Here is a 24,815-nt window from a genome sequence, read left to right as displayed (position 1 = left end):
GGCCGCGCGCGAGGCGCGCGCACGGGCAAACGGGCAAACGGGCAAACGCTCGCGCGCCGGACGTCACGCGCCGCGAGCGGCGCGCGGTGCGGCTGGACGATTGGACGGTTGGGCGGCTGGGCGGCGGCGTGCAAACGCAAACGGGGAGCACGCACCGGATTCGGAGAAAGGCCCGCGAGCTCCTCGCCGCGAGCGACAGAAAGGCCGGAAACGCCGCCCGGCCAACGAAACCGTCCGGGCGGCGAAAGCAAGACGGCGAAAGCAAGACCGGGGCGGCCGAGCCGCCCATCGCATCGGCCGGCGTCGCTCAGGCCGGCAGCGCGAACAGCGCGACCGCCGAGCGCAGCGCGTCCGCCTGATCCTTCAGCGAATGCGCGGCGGCCGCCGCCTGCTCGACGAGCGCGGCGTTCTGCTGCGTGACCTGGTCCATCTCGCCCACCGCGCGGTTGACCTGATCGATGCCCGCGCTTTGTTCGTGCGACGCGTGGCTGATTTCCTCGAGGATCTCGTTCACGCGCTTCACCGACTGCACGATCTCCGTCATCGTCGCGCCCGCGCGCGTGACGAGCGTCGCGCCGTGCTCGACCGTCGTGTTCGACGTCTCGATCAGCGATTTGATTTCCTTCGCCGCCGTCGCGCTCCTCTGCGCGAGCGTGCGCACTTCGCCCGCGACGACCGCGAAGCCGCGGCCCTGTTCACCCGCGCGCGCCGCCTCGACGGCCGCATTGAGCGCGAGGATGTTGGTCTGGAACGCGATGCCGTCGATCACGCCGATGATGTCGCCGATCTTGCGCGACGCGTCGGTGATCTCGTCCATCGTCCGCACGACGTCGTCGACGACCGCGCTGCCGCGCGTGGCGACCTGCGCGGCCTCGTTGGCGAGCTCGGCCGCCTGCGACGCGCTGTCCGCATTGTGCTTCACGTTCGACGTCATCTGGTCCATGTTCGACGCCGTCTCGACCAGCGCGGCCGCCTGCTGCTCGGTGCGCTGCGACAGATCCGTGTTGCCGGCCGCGATCTCGGACGCGCCGACGTTGATGTTCTCGGTGCCGAGCCGCACGCGCGACACCATGTCAATGAGCGCCGTCTGCATCGTGTGCAGCGCGTGCAGGAGGCTCGCGTGATCGCCGTGGTGGAGGTCGACGTGCGCGGTCAGGTCGCCCTGCGCGATCCGCTGCGCGGTTTCGACGGCCGCTTCGAGATCGCCGCCGAGGCTGCGGCGCACGCTGCGCAGCACGAGCACCATCAGGATCGTCGCGGCGACGCCGAGCACGGCCGTCATCGCGAGCCAGCGGCCGGTGCTCGCGAGCACGGCGGCGTGCAGGTCGTCCATGTACATGCCGGTCACGATGTACCAGTCCCACGGCGCGAAATGGCGAACGGCGCTCGTCTTGTCGATCGGCTTGTCTGCGCCCGGCTTCGGCCACATGTATTCGACGAAGCCGAGGCCGCCTTCCGTGTTGCCCGCCTTCACGATCTCGACGAACAGATGCTTGCCGCCCGGATCGGTGAAGCCCGATACGTCCTTGCCGTTCAGCGCCTGCTTGATCGGATGCATCACGACGACGGGCTTCGAATCGTTGACCGACAGGTAGCCGTCCTTGCCGTAGCGCATCGCGGCGATCGCTTCGAGCGCGGCGCGCTTCGCGTCGGCTTCGGGCATCGCGTTTTGCTGCGACAGCTTGTAGAAATGGCTGCTGACGCTGTACGCCTGCGCGGTCAGGTTCGCGAGCTGCTCGCGCCGGTCCGTGATCATCGACGCGCGGTTCTGCCACGCGCCGGTCGCGCCGATCAGCAGCAGGCCGATCCAGAGAATGACGATCATCGACGCGAGCTTGTGGTTCAGTGAAAGGGAGCGCATGGTCTGTTGTCGGTCAGGCGGCTGATGCTTGGGGACGAATGCCTGTTTATCGGCGCGGCGCACGAGGGGCGCAGGCGGGTATTCCCTAGGTGCGGGCGCGGGCGGGCAAGCCCTGAGAGCGTGTTTGGAAATGCAAATTCTCGCCCTTCCAGCCTTCTCGACGAAGAGCGCCGCTCTGAAAAAACCGTCGCCAAGGCATGCAAGCGCGGTCCAGATGGGCTGGAATTCTCCATTTCATCAATTTTCAAACGGGCTCCGAGAGGCGGTTGGCGGATGCCGGCAGGCGTCGCCGCGCGCGCCGAGGGGCGCGGGACGGTGGGTCATCACGCCGGCCGATCGCGTCGTGGATGGCGATTCGTCGGTCGAACCCGGATCGACGAGGCGGCCGGCGAGATCGGCAAGGCGGCGATCGGCAACGCGTTGCGGCGCCATGCGCAGCGCCGGCATCCGCCGCCGCACGACCGACGTGCGACGACCGACGTGCGCCGCGTAAGGCCGATTTCAAGCCGCGGGCGGCAGGGTGGCCGGCCGAATCGGCGGCGCGGGACGAATCGGGCGGGGTTTCGGCCGTGGGCCGTTGCGCGCGTCCGAAGCCTGCGCGCCGGCCCCGTGCTCGAAGCTCGCTCCAGCGCCGCTTTCCCGATTCTCTCTCCCGATCCGCGCTTCCGATCCTCGCGCGTGCACCCGGCGTGCGAGCCCGAAAGCCGAAGCCGAACGAACGCCGATACTCAGGCTCGCGGCGCGAGCCGCGCGCACGATCGGGGCGTGCGCGGCGCGTCGGCGCGTCGCGTGCGCGTCAAACCGGGTCCTTGCTCGGCGGCTCTTCCGGTTTTTGCGGATTCTCGTGGTGATGGTGGCCGGGCGACGGCGGCGCGAGCGTGTCTTCCTCGGGGTCGCGAGTGGGGTCGGCGGGCGGTTCCGGCAGCGGCGTGGTGTGATCGGTCATGGAAGTCGGCAAGTGTCGGTGAAAGCGGGGACCGGCGCGGCACACGCCGGGTCTCGTCTTCCGTTATAGCCAATCGGGCGCGCGTTTGCCGGGCGATGCGGCGTTAGTCGCGCGGCGGCGGCGCGAGCAGGTCGGCGCGCGTGTCGACATCGCGCAGCACGGCCGGATCGGCGACGTCGACGAGCGCGGGCGGCGCGGCCGTCAGCAGCGCGCGGGCGCCGATGTCGCCGTCGAGCGCGGCGAGCGCGTCGTAATGGCGGCTCGCGAAGCCGACCGGATGGCCGCGCTGCCCGCGATAGACGGGCGCGACGCTCGACGCGAGCCCGGCGTCGAGCGCGCGCGCGACGGCCTCGATCGTCGACGGCGCGATCCACGGCATGTCCGCGAGCGCGACGATCCAGCCCGGGCTTTCGGCGCGCGCGCGCACGCCGGCCGCGAGACTCGCGCCCATGCCGCGCTCGGCGTCCGGCGCGAACACCACCTGGCAGCCGGCGTCGTTGAGCAGGTGCGCGAGCCGCTCCGCGCCGGGGCGCACGACCGCGACGACATCGGGAAGCACGGCGGCGAGCCGTTGCGCGGCCGCGACGGCGACGGGCGTGCCGTCGGGCAGCTTCGCGAGCAGCTTGCTGTGCACGCCGCCGGGATCGAAGCGGGTGCCGAGGCCCGCGGCCAGCAGCACGCCGGAGGCGAGCGACGCATGGGTCATGGCGGTATGCGGTGGCGAAGGTGCAGCGATTGTGCGGTGCGGCGCGGGCGGGGCGCAAGTTCGGGGAAGCCCTTTCTTCGGACGGGAGCGGCGGGGTGCGGGCGGCATGCCGCCGAAGTCCGCCGGGATGGCGGGCATCGAGATGGGCGGCGCCCGAGGTGAAGGGCGACGATAAACGACGACATACGACGACATACGACGACATACGACGACATACGACGGCGGGCGACGACAAGCGAAAACAGGCGACGACAAGCAAGAACAGGCGGCGACGCATTGTCGATCCCGTTTATCGACGCGGCCGATATGGCCGATACAATCGTCGCTCGGTTTATCTTCGCGATCGATTCGCTTTCCACATGGACGCATCCACATTGCTTGCCGCCCGCGCCGCGTTGCTGCTCATTGATTTGCAGAAAGGCATCCACGAACCGAAGCTCGGCCGCCGCAACAATCCGGACGCGGAGTCGCACGCCGAAGCGCTGCTGGCGAGCTGGAGGCGCAGCGGGCGTCCGGTCGTGCACGTCCGGCACGTGTCCCGGTCGCCGGAATCGGTGTTCTGGCCGGGGCAACCCGGCGCGGCGTTTCAGGACGCGTTTTCGCCGCTCGCGCGCGAGCACGTGGTCGAGAAGAACGTTCCCGACGCGTTTGCGGCAACCGGGCTCGCACGCTGGCTGCACGAGCATGGGATCGCGCAGCTCGTGATCGCGGGCGTCATCACGAACAACTCGGTCGAATCGACCGCGCGCTCGGCCGGCAATCTCGGCTTCGACACGATCGTCGCGGGCGACGCGTGCTTCACGTTCGATCAGCGCGACCTGTCGGGGCGGCTCTGGGCCGCCGAGGATGTCCATGCGCTGTCGCTCAGCAACCTCGCGATGGACTACGCGCGCGTGCTGGACGCCGCGAGCATCGTGGCGCGCCTCGGCGGCTGACGCGTGAATCGGCGGCGGCCGTCGCGATCGGCTCGATTGCGTGCCGCCGTCGATGCCGATTGCGTCGGCGCGGTTGGCCGGCGGCCCGGTGCGCGGGCGCGCAGGCCGGCGTCCAATCGCGTACGCCGGCAATTTCGTGTGATTGCGTATTTCCTCGCCCGATCGAAACAATGAAAAGGGCAAGCCGCGATCAAGCGGCGCTATCCGGTCGTCGGCCGCAAATCGACCGTCTGCGGAATCGTCACGCCCGATCCGCATCCGATCCGCATCCGATGTCGGCCGGCGATCGATGGCAATTCCTGACTCCCATCCGAACGCCGCCCGAATCCTCACGCGTCACGCATCGGCCCACCGCCGCAGCAGATTGTGATAAATCCCGGTGAGCGCGATCACGCTGGCATCGCGCCCGCCTTTGTCCGCGGACAATTGCTGAATCTGCGTGTCGAGCTGGAACAGCAGGGTGCGGTCCGCGTCGTCGCGCACCATGCTCTGAATCCAGAAAAACGACGCGATTCGCGCGCCGCGCGTCACGGGCGTCACGTGATGCAGGCTCGACGCCGGATACAGCACCATGTCGCCCGCCGGCAGCTTCGCGCGGTGGACGCCGAACGTATCCTCGACGCACAGCTCGCCGCCGTCGTACGCATCCGGCTCCTCGAGAAAGAGCGTCGCCGACAAGTCGCTGCGCACGCGGAAATCGGTGCCGCGCAGCAGGCGGATCGCATTGTCGACATGCGTGCCGAACGCGTCGCCGCCCGCGTAGCGGTTGAAGAGCGGCGGAAATACCTTGAGCGGCAGCGCCGCCGAGAAGAACAGCGCGTTGCGCGCGAGCGCGTCCTGGATCGCGTCGCCGACCGCGCGCGCGACGGGCGAGCCCTCCGGCAGTTGCTGGTTGCGCTTCGCGAGCGCCGATTGCGCGCCGGACGTCGCATTGCCGTCGGTCCAGTCGGCGAGCTCGAGCGCGTCGCGGCATTGCGCGACCTGCTCCTTCGTCAGCACGCCGGGAATGTGAAGCATCATGTCGCGAACTCCTGCCGCGCGGCGATCGAACGAAACGCGTCGATCGGCGACGCCGCGAGATACGCGCGCATCTTCGCGACGAACGCGGGCGTCGCGGTGCGCGGCACCCGCGCGAGCCATTCGAGCGCCTCCGCCACGCGGCCGCGCTCGCCGAGCAGGCGCGCATAGTTGAACTGGCCTCGGAAGTCGCCCGCGGCGGCGGCGCGCCGGTAGCAGTCGAAGGCCGCGTCGCGGTCGGCCGCGACGACCCAGCCGTCTTCATGGAAGCCGCCGATCAGGTTGATCGACTTCGCGTGGCCGAGCGCCGCCGCCTTCTCGAACCATTCGAGCGCGGCCGCGCGATCCTCGTCGACGCCTTTGCCGAGCGCGAGCAACGTCGCGTAGTTGTACATGCCCCAGTCGAGCCCCGCGCGCGCGGCCTCGCGATACCAGTACGCGGCGACGGCCGCGCTCGCGGCCGTTCCCCAGCCGAACTCGTAGCAGCGGCCGACCATGTTCATCGCCATCGGATGATCGGCGCGCGCCGCGTGCTTGAACCATTCGAGCGCGGCCGCGGTGTCGCGTGCGACGCCGCGGCCGTCGAGCAGGTATTGCCCGTAGACGGCCTGCGCCTCGACGATCCCGTTCTCCGCGGCCGCCGCGACCCACGCGGCCGCGCGCTCGGGCGGCCCGGCGAGGACCCCGGCGAGATCCTCGCGCGACGCCGATGCGAGCGCCTTCAACGATACCGGCCGCATCGCGTCAGTAGCGCGCGTTCAGCGTGACGAACGCCGAGCGGCCCGGCGCGATCGACGCGTAGTGCGCCGGATACGCCTGATCGAAGTACGTGCGGTTGAACAGGTTGTTCACGTTCAGCCGGACGTCGAGCTTCTTGCTGATCCGGTACTGCGCCATCGCGTCGAAGCGCCAGTACGACGGCACGGCGCGCAGGTTCGCGGTGTCGCCGAACACCTTCGACATGTAGAACGCGCCGCCGCCGACCGTGAGCTTCGGCGTCACGTCGTAGTTCGTCCACAGCGTGAAGCTGTGCTTCGGCGTCTGCGGGAACTGGTGGCCGTTGTCGGCGGTGTTCTTGCCGTTGTCGCGCAGTTCGCTCTTCATGTACGTGTAGCCGCCGAACACCTGCCACGCGCGCGTGAGCTGCCCGGCGAAGCCGAGTTCGAGCCCCTGCACGCGCTTGTCGCCGACCATCGCGTACTGGTCGTTCGGCAGCGTGACGCGCGCGTTCGTCGTGTCGATCTGGAAGAGGGCGGCCGTGAGCGAGAGCTTGTCGTCGAGCACGTTCCACTTCGTGCCGAGTTCGATGCTGCGGTTCTTCTCCGGCGCGAGCTGGTCGGCGTTCGAGCCGACGCCGCCGCGGCCCGGCGTGAGCGACTGCGTCTCCGAGCCTTCGCCGAGCAGCATGCCGGCGGGCGTCGACGACGTCGCGTACGACGCATAGATGCTGCCGTTCTGCGCGGGCTTGAACACGAGGCCGAGCTGCCAGTTGAAGAGCGTGTCGTCGCGCGTGTAGGTCTTGCCGCCGTTCGCGCGGGTGTCGGTGAAGCGGGTCGAGTAGTCGTCGAGACGCACGCCGGCGTTCACCTGCCAACGCTTGCTGAGCTCGATCGTGTCGAAGCCGTAGATCGATTTCGTGACGGTGCGCGCGTGCGCGTAGTCGTTGTTGCGCGTGATCGAGCCCGTCCACGGATCGTTCGGGTTCGGCGACCACAGGCTCGTGCAGTTGTAGCCCGACGCGGCGCCGATCCCTTGCTGGCAGATCTTGCCGGTGCCCGTCGCGACGGTGTACGTGTCGCGCTTGCCCCATTCGCGCGACAGCTCGATGCCCGTCGTGAAGCTGTGCTTGAACGGGCCGGTGCGGAATTCGCCGAACAGCTCGGTCAGGTTCGCGATGCTGTTGATCGAGCTGTTGCGATTGTTGTTGCGCCGCCAGACACGGCCGTTGATCACGTTGCCCTGGCTGTCGTCGGGCTGCGTCCAGATGTAGTCCTGCGTCGATTCCGTGTAGCGCGTCGTGTTGCGGATCGTCAGCGACGGCGTGATGTCGTGCTCGATCTTGAGCGTGCTGATGTCCGACGTCGTCTTGCGGAAGTCGCGGTCGATCAGGCCGTAGAAGTTGTGGCGGTCGACGTTGGCCGGATAGATCGTGTCGACGTTCGCCGGCTTGTTCGAGCTCGTGTAGAAGTACGGAATGCCGCTATCGGGCAGGTCGTCGGTCGACAGGTGGTAGTAGCTCGCGGTCACGCGCGTCGGCGTGCCGAGACCGAACGCGATCGACGGCGCGACGCCCCAGCGCTCGTTGTTGACGGCGTCGCGGCCGGCGACGTCGTTGTTGTGGCTCATCAGGTTCAGGCGAAACGCCGCGTGATCGGCGAACTGCCAGTTGCCGTCGGCGGTGAAGCGGCGGTAGCGGTCGGTGCCGATGCCCGCGCTCGCTTCGGCCGTCGTGCCGAGGTGCGGCGCCTTCGTGACGAGATTGACGCTGCCGCCCGCGCCGCCGCGGCCGCCGTACGCGCCGTCCGAGCCTTTCGTGATTTCGACGCGCTCGGTGTTGAAGATCTCGCGCGTCGTCGCGCCCGTGTCGCGCATGCCGTCGACGAAGATGCTGCCTTGTGTGTCGTAGCCGCGGATGAACGGGCGGTCGCCGAGCGGGTTGCCGCCTTCGCCCGCGCCGAACGTGATGCCGGGCACCGTGCGCAGCGCTTCGGTGAGCGTCGCTGCGCCGCTGTTCTGGATCAGCGCCTGCGGGATCACGGTGACGGACTTCGGCGTGTCGACGAGCGGAGCGGTGAATTTCGCCGACGAGGAAAAGTCGGCCTTGTAGCTGTGCTCGGCGGCGCCCTTGACTTGGATCGGCGCGAGTTCCTTGTCGTGATCGGCGGTCGCGGCGGGCGGCGCGGCGTCCTGCGCGAACGCAGGGCTCGCGGCGAGCACGCCGCAAAGGGTGGTGAATTTTCCGAGCTTCAACTCGTCGGAACGCGGCTTCATCAGTGGTATTTCCTCGCCAGATGTGACTCGATCGGGCGAAGCAACCGCCGGTGCGCGACGCACCCCACCCGAATATTACAAATTGTTTTCGGGCGCCATTTTAGTGAATATTTTTATAAATGAGAAGCGTTCTTGTTACGTTTTCTTGAGCAATCGCCGAAAAACCGGCTATCTGATTGAAAGATAAGGAACAAGCGGCTGGCTACGCGCAGGCGGGCGCGAACCCGCCTGCGCGCCGCCCTGCGCGCCGGAATCAGTCGATTCCGTGGAACGTCGCGTCCTCGGGCCCGAGATACGCGGGCGGGCGCCAGGTCGCGTCGCGCATCGAGTGCTGGACCAGATGCTCGACGCCGAGCAGCACCGCGAAGATCGCCATGCGCACCGGAATCCCGTTGTCGGTCTGGCGGAAGATCGCGAGGCGCGGGTCGCGGTTCAGATCGGTCGACAAGTCGTTCGCGCCCGGGCGGCTGTCGCGCGGCAGCGGGTGCATGATCAGCGTGTCGCGGCCGCACGCGGTGTCGACGAGCGCCTGGTTGATCTGGAAATCCGGCGTGTAGCCTTCGAACGATTCGTCGGTGAAGCGCTCCTTCTGGATTCGCGTCGCGTAGACGACGTCCGCGCCCTTCAGGCCCGCCGCGAGGTCGTGCGTCTCCTCGACCACGTGGCCGTTCTTCGAGATCTGATCGACGATGTACGCGGGCATTTCGAGCGTCGGCGGCGATACGAGCGTGAACTTGAGCCCGCGATACAGCGCGAGCAGCTTGACGAGCGAGTGAACGGTGCGCCCGTACCTCAGATCGCCGACGAGCGCGATGTGCGCGCCGTCGACGATCTTGCCGAGCCGCGAGAATTCGCGCTGGATCGTGTACAGGTCGAGGAGCGCCTGGCTCGGATGCTCGCCGGGGCCGTCGCCGCCGTTGATCACGGGCAGGTTGGTCGCGCGCGCGAACTCGGCGACGGAGCCTTGCTCGGGGTGGCGGATCACGAGCGCGTCGACGTAGCCCGCCATCACGCGGCTCGTGTCGTAGATCGATTCGCCTTTCGCCATCGACGAGAACGTGAAGCCCGTCGTGTCGCACACCGAGCCGCCGAGCCGGCAGAACGCGGCGCCGAACGATACGCGCGTGCGCGTGCTCGCCTCGAAGAACAGATTGCCGAGCACCGCGCCCTCGAGCACGCGCGAAATCTTGCGGCGGCGGGCGATCGGCTGCATCACGTCGGCGACCCGAAAGAGCGCCTCGACCGAGTCGCGCGAGAACTGGTCGACCGACAGCAGTTGCGGCTTGCCTTCGAACAGAAACTGGCTTGCGAGCGGCGGCGGAGCATCTACGCGATGCGTATAGACTTCGGCGGATTCCGGGCGCGCGACGATCTCGGAGACGAAGCGCTCGACGATTTCTGGCATCCCGCGAGATTCCTGCGAATCGTCGGGCAAAAGCCATGTGTCGAGTGCGCGGCGGCTAATGCCGATGCGGTTCGCGAACGCGTCGCGGGTCATGTTGAGGCGGCGCATCGCGTCGCGCAGGAACGCTTGTTGAGGAACGGTCATCAGTCGGCTCGGCTCTCTAAAATATACGCGATGCGTATGGTAGGTCGACAGCGGCCGAAGTCAAGCGGAAAATGCGAACGAGTTGACGGATGACGGATGACGGATGACGGATGACGGATGACGGATGACGGACGGCGGCGCGGCGCACGAAGCCGCCGTACGAGCCGCGACACGTTTAACAATTGCTTTGCCCCGTGCGGCGCGGCCCGTCCGTATAATCGGGACCAGTCCCCGCGCCTTGGCGCGGGCGGATTCGGATACGTCGGTCGCACGCCAAGCGCCCGCATTGACAAGGAGAGTGAGAATGAACCGCGCGATTGCCGCCGCCCTGCTGATCCTGACCGCCGCGCTTGCCGGCTGCAACACGATCGCGGGCGTCGGCCAGGACATTTCGAAGGGCGGCCAGGCGATCTCGGATACGGCCGAGAAGGCGAAGTAAGCGAGGTCGTTTTCCCGTTGAGGGAATCGCCGCCGTGACGGCGGCGGTATCGGCGGGCCCGGCGCGATGCCGGGCCCGCGTCGTTTCGGGCGGGCGCGAAGGCCGGGCCGCGCGCGCCATGATTCGCCGGCCTCGTCGTCGGCTCTCCTTCGAGCGGGCGTCCCAGACCGGCGAACCGCGCGCACGGCTCGGCCAGCCGGATCGGCGCGCCGCGTTCCGGCCGCGGCAGCCGGCATTCGGCGGCGCGCGACATTCGGCCCGCGACCCATGGCGCATGACTCACGGCGCATGACTCACGGTGCACGACTCACGGCGCACGGCGCATGGCGCACGGCCCGCGACATCCGGCGCGCACGCGCGTCACATCACAGCACGTTCATCATCGCGAGCGCGGTTTCCTGCAGGGGCGGCAGCACGCGCTCGAGCGCGGCTTCGGCGCTTTCGCCGCCGATCGGCATGTTGGTGCTGAGCGCGGCGACGACCTCGCCCTGGCGGTTCTTGAGCGGCACCGCGATTCCGCGCACGCCGACCTGCAACTGCTGCTCGATCAACGCATAGCCGTCGATGCGCGCGCGGTCGATCTTCTCCTGCAGGCGCGACTGGTTCGTCAGCGTGTGCGGCGTGAACGGCGGGAACTCGGTCGAGTCGAGCCACGCGCGCACCGCGTCCTGGTCGTCCTTGTACGCGAGCAGCACGACGCCCGGCGAGATCAGCGGCGCGGGCACGCGCGCGCCGAGCACGAAGCCCGTCGTCATCACGCGCGACACGCCGTTGCGCGCGATCACGACGAGCTCCCATTCGTCGAGCACGCTCACGTACGCGGATTCGTTGAGCGTCGCGCTCAGTTGCTGCAGATACGGCTGCACGGTGCGCGGCAGCCGCGCCGAGTCGAAGTACGACCAGCCCACCCGCAGCACGCGCGGCGTGAGCCCGTAGAGCCGCCCGTCCGTGTACACGTAGCCGAGCGATTCGAGCGTGAGCAGATAGCGGCGCGCGGCGGTGCGCGTCAGGCCGGTGCGCGCGGCGGCCTGGGTCGGCGTCATCCGCGCGTGCTGGCTGTCGAACGCCTCGAGGATCGCGAGGCCCTTTTCGAGGCCCGCGATCCAGTCGCGCTTGTCGAGCGGCGTCTTCTTCATGCTCGGCTCATGGGTGTTTCACGGACGCTTTTCATGCACGTTCGGCCGCCGGCGCTCAGGCGGCGCGCATCCGCGCGGCGACGAACGTCGAGATCAGGCAGCCGATCGCGAGATACGCGGCGACGAGGTGCCACGAGCCGCCGCCGAAGCTGACGAGCGCGACCGCGATGAACGGCGTGAAGCCGCCGCCGACGACGCTCGCGAACTGATAGCCGACGCCCGCGCCGCTGTAGCGGTACTCGGCGCCGAACAGCTCGGTGAAGAGCGGTTGCTGGACGCTCACGACCATGTCGTGCGCGACGTTCGCGAGCATCACCGAGAAGATCACGATCCAGACGGTCGCGCGCGCCTCGAGCGCGACGAAGAACGGCACCGCGCTCGCGAGCCCGACGAGCGCGCCGACGATGTAGACGCGGCGCAGCCCGAAGCGGTCGGCGAGCCACGCGAAGCAGGGGATCGTCACGCAGCTGATCGCGCCCACGAGAAGGCCGATGTTCAGGAACAGGTCGCGCGACATGCCGAGGTTCGACGTCGAATAGCTGAGCGCGAACGCGGTCACGATGTACATCGTGAACAGCTCGGCGAGGCGCAGCGCGACGATGTAGAGGAACGCCTTCGGATGGCGGGTCAGCGCCTCGATCACCGGCAGCTTCAGCTTGCGGCGGCCGTGCTCGACCTTCTCGACGAATTCCTGCGATTCGTCCATGCTCGCGCGCACCCACAGGCCGATCAGCACGAGCACGATGCTGAACACGAACGGCAGCCGCCAGCCCCACGCGCGGAACGCGGCGTCGCCGAGCGTGTGGCTCAGGATCGACACGATGCCCGTCGCGAGCACGAGACCGACGCCGTAGCCCACCTGCACGCCGCTGCTGTAGAACGCCTTTTGCTTCTGCGGCGCGCTTTCGACCGCCATCAGCGCCGCGCCGCCCCATTCGCCGCCGACCGCGAAGCCCTGCACCGCGCGCAGCGCGACGAGCAGCACGGGCGCCCACCAGCCGATCGTGCCGAAACTCGGCAGCAGGCCGATCGCGACCGTCGACAAGCCCATCAGCATCACGGTCAGCACGAGCATCCGCTTGCGGCCGAGCCGATCGCCGTAGTGGCCGAACACGACGCCGCCGAGCGGCCGGAACAGGAACCCGACGCCGAACGTCGCGAATGCGGCGAGCGTGCCCATCGTCGGGCCGACGTTCGGGAAGAACGCGTGGTTGAACACGAGCGCGGCGACGATGCCGTACAGCAGGAAGTCGTACCAGTCGACGACCGCGCCGACGAAGCTGCCGATCGCGGCCTTGCGGGCCTGGTTCTTGTGGATGGGTTCGGCGCCGACCGCGCCGGCTGCGTCAAATGCTGGGGTCATTCCTTGTCTCCTGTTGTCGTCGGCGCATGGCCGCCGCGGCCGCGACGCGTCTGCGGCGTGGCCGACGCGGCTCGCGCAAGCCGTCGTGCCGGGTTGACACGCAGCATAGGAGCGGCGGCGGCTTCGGAGCAACGGAACGGCACGTCATGATGAACGATCATCGAACGCAGGCGTGCGATTATCGAACGGTTTCGGGGTTTGCACTAGGCCGGCGCAAGCCCGTCGCCGGCGTGAACAGGCCCTGGGCGGGCGGCCGATGCGCGCCGCGCGTCGACACCGCTTGGCATCGTGAACGATTTGGTTAAAATTGCCGGCGCCGTCCGGCAATCGACGATCGCCCGCCGTCGCGCCGCGCCGCCGCGATTGCGCACAGCCGCGCCGATCGCAGGTCGCGTAAGATCTACCGCCAGCCCAGGAGACACCGATGCCCAGCCCCGCCAGCTCCCCGTCCAGCGCCCCCGCGTTTACCGGCCCGCCGGGCGACAATCCACTCGGGATGGCCGGACTCGAGTTCGTCGAATTCGCGTCGCGCGAGCCCGACGCGCTCGCGCGACGCCTCGGGCAGCTCGGTTTCAAGGCGATCGCGCGCCACGTCAGCAAGGCGGTCACGCTGTACCGCCAGGGGCACATGAACTTCCTCGTCAACGCGGAGCCCGACTCGTTCGCCGCGCGCTACGCGGACGAATACGGCACGGGCGTCTGCGCGATCGGCATCCGCGTCGACAACGCGCAGCGCGCGTTCGACCGCGCGATCGAGCTCGGTGCGTGGGCGTTCGAGGGCGAGCGGATCGGCGTCGGCGAGCTGACGATTCCGGCGATCCAGGGGATCGGCGCGTCGCACATCCATTTCGTCGACCGCTGGCGCGGGCGGGGCGGGCTGCGCGGCGGCGTCGGCGACATCTCGATCTTCGACGTCGATTTTCGCCCGATCGACGTCGCGACCGCGCAGGCCGACCTCGACTACGTCGGCACGGGCCTGCGGCAGGTCGACCACCTGACGCAGACGGTCGGCAGCGGCCGGATGCAGGAGTGGCTCGATTTCTATCGCGATCTGCTGCATTTCCGCGAGATCCACGAGCTCAACGCGAACTGGCACGTGTCGGAGGAATCGCGGGTAATGGTGTCGCCGTGCGGCGACGTGCGGATTCCGGTGTACGAGGAGGGCGCGCGGCGCACCGAGCTGATGCACGAATACCTGCCCGACCATCCGGGCGAGGGCGTTCAGCACATCGCGCTCGCGACCGACGACATCCTCGCGTGCACCGACGCGCTCGTCGCGAACGGCGTGGAGTTCGTCGAGCCGCCGGCGCGCTATTACGACGAGATCGACGCGCGGCTGCCCGGCTGCCGGATCGACGTCGACGCGCTGCGCACGCGCGGCATCCTGGTCGACGGTGAGATCGGCGACGACGGCGTGCCGCAGCTTTTCTTCCAGACCTTCGTCAAGCGGCGGCCCGGCGAGATCTTCTTCGAGATCGTCCAGCGGCAGGGGCATCACGGCTTCGGCGAGGGCAACCTGCGCGCGCTCGCGCACGCGCGGGGCGCGGGCGGCTGAGCGGATTCGCGGCGTCGCCCGCATGCGTTTGCGGCGGACTCGCCGGGGCGGGCGACAGCGCTTCGCGCGCGGACGCACGTACGAACCTGCCAACGGGCACCCCGCCGCCGGCGCCGCTCATCCGTCGATCTTCTCGAACAGCAGCGATGTCGCGGTGAGCCCCGGTCCGAACGCCACCGACACGATCTTGCCGCCGACGGGCACCGCGTCGTCGCCGAGCATCGCCTGCCAGATGTGCGGCACAGTCGCCGACGACATGTTGCCGCACTGCTTCAGCACGTCCCAGCTCCAGTGCATCCGCGCGCGATCGACGCCGAGGCTCGCGACGATATGATCGAGAATCTTCGGCCCGCCGGGATGGATCGCGTAGAGCAGCGCGTTGCGCTCGCGCGCGAAGTCGATTCCGCATTGGCCGCACAGCTTCGTGAAGAGCGGCGCGATCGCGTCGCGTATGTAGAGCGGCACGCGTCGCGACAGATACATCTCGAAATTGTGCTCGCCGGGCTTCCAGGTCATCTCGTGGGTCGACGCTTCGATGATCGCGGTTTCCGCCGCGAGCAGGCGCAGCCCGCGCTTGTGCCGGCGGCGCGCTTCGTCGCCGCGATACGCGGAATACTTGATGAACCCGTCCGCGAACAGGGTGAGCGTGACGAGGTTGCCGCTCGACAGATCCGAAAAGTCGCCGTGGATCGACAGCAGCTCGGTGTGCACGACGTCGACGCGGCGCTTCGGTTTCGGCAGCAGGCAATGCGCGGCGGACAGATAACCGGACGCCATGTGAACGGGCGGAAACGCGCCGTAGCAGCCCATGTGGTACGAGTGCGTGACGTTCGTCGAGAGCCAGCGCTTGCGCGACACGAGCTTTTGCGCGGCGCTCGGCGACAGGTAGCCGGAGCAGCTCACATGGATGATGTCGTCCGGCGCCTCGCGCTCGTTTTGGTAGAAGCGCTCGAAACATGTGTCGGCGACTTCCGCGAAGTAGTCGAGGCGCTCGCCGAGCCCGCGCCCGCGCGGCGACTCGACGCCGACTTCGTTGAAGACCGCACGGTCCCACGTGTCCGGATCGCCGTTCAAGCGGGTCGACGAGGGAAGCGCGTGCAGTTGCCGGTGGCCGATGTGCTCGGGCGCGACGCCATAATGCCAGACGCGATCGCGAATGTAGGACGACAGATCGGTCCGGACGGCGTCGCCGACATCGACATCGTCGCGTTCGACTTCAAAGCGGCTCGATTCCCGGCCGCTCTTTTGCTCGATGAGCCATGCGATGTAGTCGAGCGATCGAGCCTGCGGCATCGGCGGCGACAATTGTTCGGAACGGAAATCCGTCAGCACGACGTCGAGTGATTGGGCCATGGCGATCTCCCTGTTCGAGTGGGGGATGGTGTCGGGAACGGCAAACGGCGTCGCGGCGGCTTGTGCGGAACGCGCGCCGGGGCGCGCCTCGGGGCTGCCGCGCGTCCCCGGCCGACGCGCGCCGATCGGCGCGCTAGCCCGCCGGCGAGCGAACCGGCGACGATTCGTCCGAGGCGGCCTCGCGCGTTGGCCGATCGATGAGGCCCAGGGCCGGAGCGGCGCGCGGGCGATTCGAGAAGACGCGCTATCGGCCGCGCGCGAGCGGCCCGGCGAGCCCCGCGATGCGCGCGGGCCGGACTGCTCCGCGCGGCGAGCGTCGCACGCGAATCATTTCTTGCCCTGCAGCGCGATGCCGACGTAGTCGCGCAAGCGCTGCACCGCGAATTCAACCGGCTTGCGCTTGCCCCATGTGAACGGCCGCGGCAGTTGCGATTCCATGCCGATGTCGCGAACGTTCCAGCGCAGCCCGCTTTGCATCGACGCGATCTCGACTGCGGTGTCCTTTTGCGTGCGCGTCAATCGGGTTTCGAGGCTGTCGAGCGCGTCAAGCACGACGCCCTCCGGGCCATAACGCTTGAACCAGACCTTGTCGTTGTAGTGCTCGCGGTACCACGCGACGAACTTGTCGGACAACTGCGATGTGCCGCCGATGCCGAAGCGGCTCGCGCCTTGCTGCAAGCGCTCGAACTGCTTTTCGGCGACATAGAAATCCTCGTAGGCGATCGCGCTCGTGAACGCCTTGCGCGGCGTCGTCAGATTGAAGATCACCTTCGCGAGCGGCGTGGCGAGCTTCTTCGACGAAGGCATCATCATCAGGAAGTGCCGGTTCGAATGCTCACGCGTGGGGACGATCAGCAGATAGATATGGACCGCGTACCATTCGCTCAAGTGCGGCTGCGCGAGCGTCGCGGCCGGCGAGAGCTCCGGATCGTAGTGATAGCGCAGATTCTGATGCCGCTCGCCCGCCACGCTTCTGCGGTGCACGTGCCTCGTGTGCAGCAGGTCGAGGAATCCCGCCGTCCACAGATCCCACGGCTGGTTGAAGTCGAACACGTCCGCCCTGAAGCAGGCCGGCAATGGCGCGTCGTCGCCGATGAGGCGCGTGAGCGGCTGTACGAACGGGATCGGCTCCGACGCGTCCGGATAGATCCAGATCAGCAGGCCGTCGTCGAGCGCCGGATAGCTGTATCGGCACGCGTCCATGCGATTCGACATGCCGCTCGGATGGCTGCATTGGCCGGCGCCGTTGAACTGCCAGCCATGGTAGCGGCAGACGATGTGTCCGTCTTCGACCGTGCCGATCGACAACGGCACCGATTTGTGCGGGCACAAGTCCTGCAAGCATTGAACGCGGCCGCTCGCGTTGCGGAACAGCGCGAGCGGCTCGCCGAATAGCGAGATGCCGTGCGGTAGCGTCGAGCCCACGTCGTGCGAGTAAGCGACGGGCCACCAGTTCTTGCGCAAGTCGTCGTTCGGCTGTCGCGGGCGGTTGCCGTGCGTGGTGTCGGTCTCGGTGATTTTCAGTTTCAGTGAGTGCATGTCGAACTCCTGTCGTCGAGATGCGGTGCCGTTGCCAGTTTCCTTCCGGTGGCGAGCGGTTCCGGCGCGCGCGGGCCGGATCTCGGAGGGCGGCGGCGAACGCTTGTCGTGTGGCGCGGCGTCGCGTGCGCAACGCGCCGCCCGCGAGCGATGTCGCCGGATGGGCGGACCAAGGCGGCGCGGAGCTGCTTCGAGTGCAATGATTCAACGCACGCCGGGCGCGACGGTGCGCTAATTGACGAAGCACGCTTGCGATGGCGGTCTCTAGCCGCAGCGCGCCGTTTGTCGGATGTCGTGGGGCAAACGCTTTTTCTACAAGATTTTTTTGCGATTTCGAAATCAGTATAGGTTCAGTTATTTTTTGTCGACGGCAACTTCATGGTATGGCCTCTCTAATCAATGACGATTTATTTTTAAAAAATAGCCAATTGTTTGATTTTGGCTGAATCATGAAAATCGGTATTGCGATCTGCTTGAAGAAAATTCTCGAAATCGCATTCATTTCGGATACGGCCCCGGCGATTCGCCGGCCGCGTGCGAATTAGGTCGCCACCAAGGTTTTCGTTGCACCGCGCCATACGATTCGCGCGGCGACCCCGCCCCGATTCGACGCGGCCGGCTCGCGCCGAATGCGCCAAATGCGCCGGATGTTCGTTTTCATCGCGTTTCCGTGTTTCGATTCGACTCGGCGTTTCGTTTCGAATGTTTACTTTATTTTTTGCGCGGGCACCGGTTTCAAACGACGACGAAGCGCGGCGGCGGCGGCTCGGCATTGCGATATGGGACACCCTCTGCGCGGCTCAAACGGTAAGCGGTGCGCACGCGCCGCCGGTTGGCGTTTTCGCACCTTTCACCCACCTTGACCCTCGGCTCGGCGAATGGCTCAATCAGTCAGCGCCGCGCTGGAATCCGCCAAGCGGGCCGCCGGCGGCGCGACCCGACCGAACAAGATCCAAGAGCAATTGGAGGAGATACATGAAGCTTGCGCGTTTCATTGGGGGCTGGAGTCTGGTGCTTGCCGCCTCGCTCGCTCACGCGGGCGTGTCCTGCCGCCCCGCGACGCCCGCCGAAGCGGCCGTCTACACGACGCCGTTCCAGTTTCCCGGCGTGAGCTCGCCGAAGGACGGCACCTGCTGGGTCAACAACCAGACCGTGACGGCGACGGACGGCACGCGGCTCACCGCGAACGTGTTCTTGCCGAAGATCACGAGCCCCGACCAGAAGTTTCCTGCGATCGTGATGATCTCGAGCTGGGCCGCAGCCGATTTCTTCGAGTATCTCGGCCAGCAGCGCAAGCTCGCGCAGGACGGCTACATCGTGCTCGCGTACACCGCGCGCGGCTTCTATCTGTCGGGCGGGCAGGTCGAGGTCGCGAGCCCGCAGGACGTGAAGGACGTATCGTCGGCGCTCGACTGGGTGTCGGCGAACACGCCCGCCGATCCCGACAAGCTCGCGGCGAGCGGCATTTCGTACGGCGCGGGGCTGTCGCTCCTCGCGCTCGCGCAGGACAAGCGGCTGAAGACGGCGGCCGCGCTCTCCGGCTGGGGCGATCTCGCCGATCAGCTCTACGGCGCGCAGTCGCCGAACGCGACGTGGAGCGCGGTGCTGTTCCTGTCCGGCAAGGTGACGGGGCGGCTCGATCCGATCGTCGACCAGTACGTGAAGGCGCTGCTCGATCCGAACACGACGCAGGCCAAGGCGGACGAGATCATCGCGTGGGCGCGGGTGCGCTCGCCGTCGACGTATCTCGACGCGCTGAACCGCCGCGGCGCGCCGGTCTTCATCAGCAAGAATTTCGAAGACGACATGTTCACGCCGAACTCGTCGCTGAAGCTGTTCTCGCAGTTGACGGTGCCGAAAAAGCTCGTGCTGAATCCGGGCATCCATGCGCAGGCCGAGATTCCGGGCGCGCTCGTCGGCGCGCCGAACGTTCCGTACGACCAGGCGCACCGCTGGTTCGACCGCTGGCTGAAAGGCGTGCAGAACGGCGTCGACACGGAGCCGAAGGTGTCGATGCAGATCAAGTTCACGAACACGCGCGAATCGTTCGACACGTGGCCCGCGAGCAACGTGCAGGCGCAGACGCTGTACGTCGCGCCGCGCGGCCCGCTGCGCTGGGATCTGTCGTGCCTGTGCAAGAAGGGCGTGTCGGGCGCGCTGCAGAGCGGGCCGAACCGCACCGCGGGCGGCGATCTGATCCAGAACTTCGCGGACACGACCGCGACGAGCGGCCCGATTCCGGTGCTGTCGACGTTCGGCGAGAGCCTCGGCGCGCCCGTCGTCAATCAGCTCGCCACCGTCAATCTCGCGACGGGCGTGCGCTACGAGGGCGCGCCGCTCGCGCAGCCGCTGCATCTGCGCGGCATCGCGCAGCTGAACCTGCGCGCGACGCCGTCGCAGGCGCGCGCGCAGGTCGTCGCGTACCTGTACGACGTCGACGCGCTCGGCTTCGGCAAGCTGATCACGCACGGCGCGCGGACCGTGCACTGGGCGAGCCCGGGCGCGACGATCGATTTCCCGATCGAGTTTTCGGCGACCGCGTACGACGTGCCGGCGGGCCACCACATCGGCATCGTGCTCGACACGTACGACAGCCTGTATCAGCCGCCCGTCAATCCGGGCGAGCGCTTCGGCGTGACGTTCGAGTTCGATCCGAACGAGCAGTCGACGCTCGTGCTGCCGGTGCGCTCGTAACGCGCGCGCGACGCCGATCGACGGACGCGCCGCGGCGAAGTGACGAGGCGGCGCACATCGGCGACGAAACGCCCGGCGCGAGCGGCCGGGCGTTGGCAAAAAAAATGGACGGCCGTATCGCTACGCCGTCCTCAAGCGCCTCTTTCGAGGTAGGGTATTCAGCCGTCGATTTTCGATCTCGTTCTGCTCGTGCCAGCCAGTTTGCTCCCCGTATGGTTCGGCCCCGTCGCGGCCCGGCGTGCGCCGGGCCTTCCTCGTGATGTCCGGCCTGCCTGTCTTTTTTCTATCCCCGTAGCTTTTTTCTTTCCCCGTAGCGATTGTTCCGCGATCCGCGTGGCCGCCGCGCGTCACACGCGCGCGAGGCCGACCGGATCGATGATGCGAATCTGCTTGCCGCGCGGCGCGATCAGCTTGTCGCGCTGGAACTTCGACAACATCCGGCTGACGGTCTCGAGCTTCATTCCCAGATAGCAGCCGATTTCCTCGCGCGTCATCCGCAGGTTGAATTCCGCGGCCGAGTAGCCGCGCTTCTGGAAACGCTCGGAGATGTTGAGCAGGAACGCGGCGACGCGCTGGTCGGCCGTCATCGTGCCGAGCAGCATCATCTGGCTCGACTCGCGGACGATCTCGCTGCTCATCAGGCGATGCACGTGATGCTGCATCGGCTTCACGTCGCGGCACACGACTTCGAGCTGCGCGAACGGAATGATGCAGACGGTGCTGTCCTCGAGCGCGACCGCGTCGCTGTTGTGGCGGCCGGCGCACACGCCGTCGAGGCCCATCGTCTCGCCGACGATCTGGAAGCCCGTCACGTGCTCCTGGCCGTCGCGATGCATGACGACCGTCTTGAACGAGCCGGTGCGCACCGCGTAGATGCTCTGGAATGTGTCGTGCGTGCGGAACAGCGTGTCGCCGCGCTTGACCTGACGCGTCGAGCAGATCAGCGCGTCGAGCTTCGCGAATTCGTTGACGGTCAGGTCGGCGGGCATGCAGACGCTGCGCATCGCGCAGTTCGAGCAGCGCGTGGCCGGACGCTTGGCCGCGTCGTCACGCGCGGCCGCACGCACCGCTATCATCGCGCGCTGCTGCGCCGCGGGCGTCAAGGCGTTCTGCGTTTGCGCTTGCAACATGATCTGCTCTTGTCATTCGGCTGCGTGCGGTCGACGCGCGCTGGCCAGGGTCCTCACGGTGCGGCAGGCGGCGTCGACGTCGGCGGTCTTGTCGAAGAAGAAATCCGCTCCCGCGTCGCTGCATGCCGCGCGAAATGCCGGTCCGGACAGGTTGGTCAGCACGATCTTGACCACCTTCGGAGCGGCGCGCGTCAGCGCCGAAATCAACTCGAGTCCGCTGCCGCCCGTCAGTCTCAGCTCGATGACGGCGACGTCGGCGCCCGTTTCGAGAATGCCCGCGAGCGCGGCCGGAGCGTCCTCGGCCTCGCCGACCACCTCGACCCCGAGGATCGTCTCGAACAGCGACGTAAGGCGATCTCTGACCGGGGCCGCGTAGTCGGCGAGAAAGACTCTCAGCGGAGGAGTTGACTCGCGTGCATCCATGACCGGCAGTATGGTCGGCCCGGGCGCGGCGCGAAATCAGCGCCGGGTGAAAATGGGGTAGGCAATGGCGGGTTCGACGTAGGGATATTCCTACGAGGGATTGCGCGGATGCGGACAGGCGCCGGGGCGCGGGGCGGTGGAGGCGGAACGTGCGGCGGAAACGGCGCGCTCAGGGGGCCGGCGTCGAGGGCACGGCCGGCCTGGCCGTGGCGCATCGCGCGGAGGGCGCGGGGCGGCGAGCGGTCGAGTTGTCGAGCGGCGGCTCGTGGAAAGCGCGCCGCCGCCGCAACGGCAGGCGAGATCGGGCCAAATCGATTCGAATCGGGCGGAATCGGTCAGCCACGGGCGACGAGCGCCGCCCGGTAAGGACGATAGCGGGCGAACGCAAGCGGCGAACCCGCGGCCGGCAGGTGGGCCGGGAAGCGCACGAACGAACGAGCGAGCGGCGCAGGCGCGCGCGGCCCGCCCGCGGCGACGCGCTCGATCAGACTTCGTCGCTGTCGTCGAACAGCTTGTGCCGCAGCGCGTAGCGCACGAGCGCCGCATCGTGCGGCATCTGCATCTTCTCGAGGATGCGCGCCTTGTAGGTGCTGACCGTCTTCGCGCTCACGTCGAGCGCCTGCGCGATCTCGGTGATCGTCTCGCCGGCGGCGATCCGGCGGAACACGTCGAACTCGCGGTCCGACAAGCGCTGGTGCGGCAGCGATTCGACGGGCTCGTTCAGGCTCTGCGCGAGCCGCTCGGCCATCGCGAGGCTCACGTAGACGCCGCCCGCCGCGATCTTCGTCAGCGCGCCGACGAGCTCCGCGCTCGCGCTTTCCTTCGTCATGTACCCGGACGCGCCCGCGCGAAACGCGCGCGACGCGTATTGCTGCTCCGCATGCATCGTCAGCACGAGGATGCGCAGCGCGGGCTTTTCCTCCTTGATCTGCTTGATGAGATCGATGCCGTTGCGGCCCGGCATCGACAGGTCGAGCACCAGCACCTGCGCGTCGGCCGAGCGCATCAGCTCGATGGTCGAGATGCCGTCGCACGCCTCGCCGACGACCTCGAAGCCCGTCGCGCTGCCGAGAATGTGACGCAGGCCGTCGCGCACGAGCGCGTGATCGTCCGCGATCAAGACCTTGATCATAGGAGCGCGTCCTGTTGCCGGATCGCCGCGAGCGGCAGCGCGACCTTGATCGAGAAGCCCTGTCCGGGCACGGAATCGATCGTGACGGTGCCGCTCAGCATGTGCGCGCGCTCGCGGATGCCGATGAGCCCGAACGACTTGTCGCCGTGCCTGTCGCGACGCTCGCCGGGCTGCACGCCGCGGCCGTCATCCTTGATCTGCAGCAGGCACAAGTCCTGGTCGATCGCGAGCGTGAGGTCCACGCGGGACGCGTCCGCGTGGCGCGCGACGTTGGTGAGCGCCTCCTGGACGATCCGGAACAGCGTCGTCGCGCCGGCGTTCGTGAAGCGCGTGTCGGCCGTGTCGAGCCGGCGCTCGACGTCGATCCCGTAGCGATTCGTGAAATCGTTCGCGAGCCATTCGATCGCGGGCACGAGACCGAGATCGTCGAGCATCACGGGCCGCAGGTCGGCCGCGATGCGCCGCACCGACGCAACCGTCGAATCGATGAGCCGCCGCATCCCTTGCAACTGCTGCTCGACGGCCGCGATCGGCTGCGCGTCGGCTTGCTCCTCGCGATGGCGGGCGAGTGCGATCGCGATTGCCGATACGTCCATCTTGAGCGCGGTGAGCTGCTGACCGAGATCGTCGTGCAGCTCGCGCGCGATTCGCGTCTTCTCCTCCTCGCGCACGTTCTGCAGGTTCGCGGACAGCTCGCGCAGCTCCTCGCGCGACTGGCGCAGCGCATTCTCGGCGCGCACGCGCTCGGTGACGTCGCGCAGCATCACCGTGTACAGCTTGCCGGAGCCGTCGCGGATCTGCGAGATCGACGCCTCGATCGGAAACTCCTCGCCGTTCTCGCGCAGCCCGAACAGCACGCGCTGGCGGCCCATCTGCCGCTCGGACACGCCCGTCACGCCGAACTGCTCGACGTGCTTCGCGTGCGCCGGGCGAAAGCGCTCGGGGATGAAGCGCGACAGCGACGAGCCGATCGCATCCATCGCGGACACACCGAACACGCGCTCGGCGGCCGGATTGAAGATCACGATGGTCTGCCTGTCGTCCACCGTGATGATCGCTTCCATCGACGAGCGGATGATGCCCATCATCCGCGCTTCGTTGAGCGGGCTGTCGTCGGCGTATTCGCTGCGCGCGCCGAGCCGGCCGACGAGCAGATACGCGAGCACCGCGAACAGCGCGGAGGTGGCCGCGCCGGCGACGAGCACCGTGGTCGCGACGGCGTTCGAGCGGATCGCCGCCCAGCGGTTCTCGGTCTTGTAGGCGAGGGTGAGCGGCGTGCCGCCGAAATTGAGCGGGTCCGCTCGCGTGAGCGGCGGATGCGACGAGTCCGCGCCGGCGTCGTCGCGATCGGTCGTGTAGACGAGCGCGCCGCGCTCGCCCGCCGTCAGGCGCAGGTCGATGTCGCGATCGTTCGACGTCGACAGCTCGACGAGCCGCCGCGGATCGAGCGTCGCGACCAAGAAGCCCGACGTGTCGGCGCGGCGGCGCTCCGCGGCGGGCAGCGCTTCGTTCGCGGCGTAGACGGGCAGGTAGAGCGCGAGCGTGCCGGCGCCGTTGTCCGGCGCGTACGTGCCGTCGGCCGGCGCCGCATGGGCGTCGAGCGTCGCGAGGCCGGAGTCGGCCGCGCGCAGCAGCGCGGCGCGCGCCTGCGGATCGACGCTCGCTTGCGCGGCGCCGACGATCGCTTTCGCGTCGATGAAGCCAAGCGAGCGGATCGGCGAGCGCGCACGGTCGAGATCGAGCTGCGCCTGATAGTTCGCCCAGCCGCCGGCGGCGGGCGACGCGTTCGAGCCGAGCATGCCGCGCGCGCCGCGCAGCACCGTCGTGGCGGTCAGCAGCTCCTGGCGCAGGGTTGTCGTCACATGTGCGGCGCGGCGCTCGAAACGGGCCTGCGCGGCGTCGCGCTCCTGCTGCAGCACGAGGCGCGCGACGCCGTACGACGCGGCGATGCCCAGCGCGGCGACGGCCACGGCCACGAGCGCGGCGCGCCGGTCGGTGCGGGACGCATCGCGCGATGCGCCAGGGCTGAACCCGCTGGCGGTCATG

20 protein-coding genes are annotated in these 24,815 nt (G+C 68.1%); 4 read left to right on the top strand and 16 right to left on the bottom strand.

Annotated elements, in window-relative coordinates; translation table 11 throughout:
* Nucleotides 1-307: 307 nt before the first annotated feature.
* The 3 genes from WS91_RS10100 to WS91_RS10095 form a co-directional block, all read right to left on the bottom strand.
* On the bottom strand, nt 308-1,861 hold the full coding sequence (locus WS91_RS10100) for a methyl-accepting chemotaxis protein (protein ID WP_059670206.1): 1,554 nt from the start codon (nt 1,859-1,861) through the stop codon (nt 308-310).
* Between the two features lie 796 nt (nt 1,862-2,657).
* On the bottom strand, nt 2,658-2,807 hold the full coding sequence (locus WS91_RS36765; RefSeq protein WP_162836169.1) for a hypothetical protein: 150 nt from the start codon (nt 2,805-2,807) through the stop codon (nt 2,658-2,660).
* A 103-nt stretch (nt 2,808-2,910) separates the two neighbouring features.
* The gene (locus WS91_RS10095; protein ID WP_059582000.1) at nt 2,911-3,513 is read right to left on the bottom strand and encodes a nucleotidyltransferase family protein; all 603 of its coding nucleotides are present in this window, start codon (nt 3,511-3,513) and stop codon (nt 2,911-2,913) included.
* A 359-nt stretch (nt 3,514-3,872) separates the two neighbouring features.
* Between WS91_RS10095 and WS91_RS10090 the strand changes: the two genes are divergently transcribed.
* The gene (locus tag WS91_RS10090; protein ID WP_038745443.1) at nt 3,873-4,448 is read left to right on the top strand and encodes a cysteine hydrolase family protein; all 576 of its coding nucleotides are present in this window, start codon (nt 3,873-3,875) and stop codon (nt 4,446-4,448) included.
* A 336-nt stretch (nt 4,449-4,784) separates the two neighbouring features.
* On the opposite strand, the gene WS91_RS10085 is transcribed toward WS91_RS10090, so the two are convergent.
* The 4 genes from WS91_RS10085 to WS91_RS10070 form a co-directional block, all read right to left on the bottom strand.
* Nucleotides 4,785-5,468: a Fe2+-dependent dioxygenase gene (locus WS91_RS10085; protein WP_038745440.1), complete on the bottom strand. Its 684-nt coding sequence runs from the start codon at nt 5,466-5,468 to the stop codon at nt 4,785-4,787.
* Nucleotides 5,465-6,205, bottom strand: coding sequence for a tetratricopeptide repeat protein (locus WS91_RS10080; protein WP_038745437.1), 741 nt, complete (start codon nt 6,203-6,205; stop codon nt 5,465-5,467). Before WS91_RS10080 ends, WS91_RS10085 begins: the two co-directional genes overlap by 4 nt.
* Nucleotides 6,206-6,209: 4 nt before the next feature.
* Nucleotides 6,210-8,456, bottom strand: coding sequence for a TonB-dependent receptor (locus WS91_RS10075; RefSeq protein WP_038745435.1), 2,247 nt, complete (start codon nt 8,454-8,456; stop codon nt 6,210-6,212).
* 253 nt (nt 8,457-8,709) lie between these two features.
* Nucleotides 8,710-10,005, bottom strand: coding sequence for an aspartate carbamoyltransferase (locus WS91_RS10070; protein WP_059670204.1), 1,296 nt, complete (start codon nt 10,003-10,005; stop codon nt 8,710-8,712).
* A 304-nt stretch (nt 10,006-10,309) separates the two neighbouring features.
* Here WS91_RS10070 and WS91_RS10065 point away from each other — a divergent pair, with 304 nt between their 5' ends.
* Nucleotides 10,310-10,444 (top strand): entericidin A/B family lipoprotein, encoded by a 135-nt coding sequence (locus WS91_RS10065; protein ID WP_010109044.1) that lies wholly within the window; start codon nt 10,310-10,312, stop codon nt 10,442-10,444.
* A 365-nt stretch (nt 10,445-10,809) separates the two neighbouring features.
* On the opposite strand, the gene WS91_RS10060 is transcribed toward WS91_RS10065, so the two are convergent.
* Together WS91_RS10060 and shiA are read right to left on the bottom strand one after the other, a co-directional pair.
* Nucleotides 10,810-11,580, bottom strand: coding sequence for an IclR family transcriptional regulator domain-containing protein (locus WS91_RS10060; protein WP_038745429.1), 771 nt, complete (start codon nt 11,578-11,580; stop codon nt 10,810-10,812).
* Nucleotides 11,581-11,635: 55 nt separating this feature from the next.
* Nucleotides 11,636-12,943 carry a shikimate transporter gene (shiA, locus tag WS91_RS10055; RefSeq protein WP_038745427.1) on the bottom strand — a complete coding sequence of 436 codons (1,308 nt, stop codon included), beginning with the start codon at nt 12,941-12,943 and terminating at the stop codon, nt 11,636-11,638.
* A 424-nt stretch (nt 12,944-13,367) separates the two neighbouring features.
* Here shiA and WS91_RS10050 point away from each other — a divergent pair, with 424 nt between their 5' ends.
* The gene (locus WS91_RS10050; RefSeq protein WP_052145028.1) at nt 13,368-14,498 is read left to right on the top strand and encodes a 4-hydroxyphenylpyruvate dioxygenase family protein; all 1,131 of its coding nucleotides are present in this window, start codon (nt 13,368-13,370) and stop codon (nt 14,496-14,498) included.
* A gap of 117 nt (nt 14,499-14,615) precedes the next feature.
* Here the strand turns inward: WS91_RS10050 and WS91_RS10045 are convergent, their stop codons facing one another.
* The 3 genes from WS91_RS10045 to WS91_RS35720 form a co-directional block, all read right to left on the bottom strand.
* The gene (locus tag WS91_RS10045) at nt 14,616-15,851 is read right to left on the bottom strand and encodes a 3-oxoacyl-[acyl-carrier-protein] synthase III C-terminal domain-containing protein (RefSeq protein ID WP_038745423.1); all 1,236 of its coding nucleotides are present in this window, start codon (nt 15,849-15,851) and stop codon (nt 14,616-14,618) included.
* Between the two features lie 327 nt (nt 15,852-16,178).
* The gene (locus WS91_RS10035) at nt 16,179-17,390 is read right to left on the bottom strand and encodes a Rieske 2Fe-2S domain-containing protein (RefSeq protein ID WP_038745421.1); all 1,212 of its coding nucleotides are present in this window, start codon (nt 17,388-17,390) and stop codon (nt 16,179-16,181) included.
* Nucleotides 17,391-17,803: 413 nt separating this feature from the next.
* Complete coding sequence (locus tag WS91_RS35720) at nt 17,804-18,178, bottom strand: hypothetical protein (RefSeq protein WP_156432347.1); 375 nt, start codon at nt 18,176-18,178, stop codon at nt 17,804-17,806.
* A gap of 187 nt (nt 18,179-18,365) precedes the next feature.
* Here WS91_RS35720 and WS91_RS10030 point away from each other — a divergent pair, with 187 nt between their 5' ends.
* Complete coding sequence (locus WS91_RS10030) at nt 18,366-20,084, top strand: CocE/NonD family hydrolase (RefSeq protein WP_059670203.1); 1,719 nt, start codon at nt 18,366-18,368, stop codon at nt 20,082-20,084.
* Nucleotides 20,085-20,431: 347 nt separating this feature from the next.
* On the opposite strand, the gene WS91_RS10025 is transcribed toward WS91_RS10030, so the two are convergent.
* The 4 genes from WS91_RS10025 to WS91_RS10010 form a co-directional block, all read right to left on the bottom strand.
* Nucleotides 20,432-21,160 (bottom strand): helix-turn-helix domain-containing protein, encoded by a 729-nt coding sequence (locus tag WS91_RS10025; RefSeq protein ID WP_226377337.1) that lies wholly within the window; start codon nt 21,158-21,160, stop codon nt 20,432-20,434.
* 66 nt (nt 21,161-21,226) lie between these two features.
* Nucleotides 21,227-21,637: a response regulator gene (locus WS91_RS10020; protein WP_038745415.1), complete on the bottom strand. Its 411-nt coding sequence runs from the start codon at nt 21,635-21,637 to the stop codon at nt 21,227-21,229.
* Nucleotides 21,638-22,121: 484 nt separating this feature from the next.
* Nucleotides 22,122-22,769, bottom strand: a complete 648-nt coding sequence (locus tag WS91_RS10015) for a response regulator (protein WP_038745413.1) — start codon at nt 22,767-22,769, stop codon at nt 22,122-22,124.
* A complete protein-coding gene (locus tag WS91_RS10010) occupies nt 22,766-24,814 on the bottom strand; it encodes a PAS domain S-box protein (RefSeq protein ID WP_038745411.1) in 2,049 nt (682 codons plus the stop codon). Before WS91_RS10010 ends, WS91_RS10015 begins: the two co-directional genes overlap by 4 nt.
* Nucleotide 24,815 lies beyond the last annotated feature (1 nt).

The organism is Burkholderia sp. MSMB1498 (assembly GCF_001526245.1).
Classification (GTDB): domain Bacteria; phylum Pseudomonadota; class Gammaproteobacteria; order Burkholderiales; family Burkholderiaceae; genus Burkholderia; species Burkholderia savannae.
This window is presented reverse-complemented; position numbering and strand designations above follow the sequence as displayed.

What these genes read in the sequence shown, in the direction of transcription:
- WS91_RS10015 (WP_038745413.1), bottom strand. Translation starts at nt 22,769, where the DNA reads ATGATCAAGGTCTTGATCGCGGACGATCACGCGCTCGTGCGCGACGGC.
- WS91_RS10045 (WP_038745423.1), bottom strand. Translation starts at nt 15,851, where the DNA reads ATGGCCCAATCACTCGACGTCGTGCTGACGGATTTCCGTTCCGAACAA.
- WS91_RS10020 (WP_038745415.1), bottom strand. Translation starts at nt 21,637, where the DNA reads ATGGATGCACGCGAGTCAACTCCTCCGCTGAGAGTCTTTCTCGCCGAC.
- WS91_RS10030 (WP_059670203.1), top strand. Translation starts at nt 18,366, where the DNA reads ATGAAGCTTGCGCGTTTCATTGGGGGCTGGAGTCTGGTGCTTGCCGCC.
- shiA (WP_038745427.1), bottom strand. Translation starts at nt 12,943, where the DNA reads ATGACCCCAGCATTTGACGCAGCCGGCGCGGTCGGCGCCGAACCCATC.
- WS91_RS10050 (WP_052145028.1), top strand. Translation starts at nt 13,368, where the DNA reads ATGCCCAGCCCCGCCAGCTCCCCGTCCAGCGCCCCCGCGTTTACCGGC.
- WS91_RS10080 (WP_038745437.1), bottom strand. Translation starts at nt 6,205, where the DNA reads ATGCGGCCGGTATCGTTGAAGGCGCTCGCATCGGCGTCGCGCGAGGAT.
- WS91_RS10010 (WP_038745411.1), bottom strand. Translation starts at nt 24,814, where the DNA reads ATGACCGCCAGCGGGTTCAGCCCTGGCGCATCGCGCGATGCGTCCCGC.
- WS91_RS10060 (WP_038745429.1), bottom strand. Translation starts at nt 11,580, where the DNA reads ATGAAGAAGACGCCGCTCGACAAGCGCGACTGGATCGCGGGCCTCGAA.
- WS91_RS10025 (WP_226377337.1), bottom strand. Translation starts at nt 21,160, where the DNA reads ATGATAGCGGTGCGTGCGGCCGCGCGTGACGACGCGGCCAAGCGTCCG.
- WS91_RS10095 (WP_059582000.1), bottom strand. Translation starts at nt 3,513, where the DNA reads ATGACCCATGCGTCGCTCGCCTCCGGCGTGCTGCTGGCCGCGGGCCTC.
- WS91_RS10070 (WP_059670204.1), bottom strand. Translation starts at nt 10,005, where the DNA reads ATGACCGTTCCTCAACAAGCGTTCCTGCGCGACGCGATGCGCCGCCTC.
- WS91_RS10085 (WP_038745440.1), bottom strand. Translation starts at nt 5,468, where the DNA reads ATGATGCTTCACATTCCCGGCGTGCTGACGAAGGAGCAGGTCGCGCAA.
- WS91_RS10065 (WP_010109044.1), top strand. Translation starts at nt 10,310, where the DNA reads ATGAACCGCGCGATTGCCGCCGCCCTGCTGATCCTGACCGCCGCGCTT.
- WS91_RS10090 (WP_038745443.1), top strand. Translation starts at nt 3,873, where the DNA reads ATGGACGCATCCACATTGCTTGCCGCCCGCGCCGCGTTGCTGCTCATT.
- WS91_RS10075 (WP_038745435.1), bottom strand. Translation starts at nt 8,456, where the DNA reads ATGAAGCCGCGTTCCGACGAGTTGAAGCTCGGAAAATTCACCACCCTT.
- WS91_RS10100 (WP_059670206.1), bottom strand. Translation starts at nt 1,861, where the DNA reads ATGCGCTCCCTTTCACTGAACCACAAGCTCGCGTCGATGATCGTCATT.
- WS91_RS10035 (WP_038745421.1), bottom strand. Translation starts at nt 17,390, where the DNA reads ATGCACTCACTGAAACTGAAAATCACCGAGACCGACACCACGCACGGC.
- WS91_RS36765 (WP_162836169.1), bottom strand. Translation starts at nt 2,807, where the DNA reads ATGACCGATCACACCACGCCGCTGCCGGAACCGCCCGCCGACCCCACT.